Source organism: Coprococcus sp. AF21-14LB (assembly GCF_003458885.1).
Lineage (GTDB): Bacteria > Bacillota > Clostridia > Lachnospirales > Lachnospiraceae > UBA9414.
The window spans coordinates 1-858 of record NZ_QRVX01000132.1 but is presented as its reverse complement, the minus strand read 5'-3'; the positions used below and the strand labels follow the sequence as shown (position 1 = coordinate 858).

Here is an 858-nt window from a genome sequence, read left to right as displayed (position 1 = left end):
AAGGGACCCTGAATAAAGGGACCCTGAATATGTAAGAGATTTTCTTGATAATTCACATTATAAGGAAGCTGAATATGTAAGAGATTTTCTTGATAATTCACATTATAAGGAAGCAATAATTAAAAATGGTAAACTTAATTTTGAAGAATGTTTTGGATATGTACCTTTACTAGGGCTAGGAGGCAGCGAAAAAGTAGAAAATTTAAAAAAGGTAAAAATAAAAGAGCATATAGCATTAATTACACAAATGATAGGTAAAATTTGAATTTGGCACAGTAAATAAGTAATCAAGAGTATGATGATAGGAAAGGATAATTAGCGATATGCAGCTAAAAGAGATGATGGACGAAATTTGTTCAAGATGGATTTTGCCTAAGGATTACATAGAGTTTCCTTATAATCATGAAAACAACCTATACATAAATGTGAATGATGATGACGAAGAAGATGAAGATTTTTCTTTAGAAAATGAAATAGAAATATATGGTGCTAAAGGTCTGCTTGTTGGACAACATGGTTATTCTTATAATCCTGTGCAGAATGCGGTAATAGAAGATTGGAAGCCTAATTATGTCGTGATTGCAAATTGTAACGCAGATTCATATTGCATAGATATTAGTTTGGATAATTCTCCTGTATATTATGCGGTGCATGGTGAAGGTGAGTGGGAGTTTGAAAAGGATAGTGAATCTTTGGAAGAGTTTTTTGAATTCTTGGGAATACAATAGAAAATGGTAATACAACCACAATTTCAGTTTGACAATTTCATATCCATATACACAAAGCAGTTTAGTCTTAGGATTGACTGCTTTTTCTATAGGAAAGTCACTTTCGTCGAACTTTCCTATAAAGGAACAA

Annotated in this window: 1 protein-coding gene and 1 pseudogene; both read left to right on the top strand. The window is 31.8% G+C overall.

Going from position 1 to position 858, the window contains the following annotated elements; genetic code table 11:
* Positions 1-49 precede the first annotated feature (49 nt).
* Positions 50-265 (top strand): annotated as a pseudogene (locus DWX73_RS15700) (T6SS immunity protein Tdi1 domain-containing protein); the annotation flags it as partial.
* Between the two features lie 58 nt (positions 266-323).
* On the top strand, positions 324-728 hold the full coding sequence (locus DWX73_RS13345; protein ID WP_118349141.1) for an SMI1/KNR4 family protein: 405 nt from the start codon (positions 324-326) through the stop codon (positions 726-728).
* Positions 729-858: the final 130 nt, after the last annotated feature.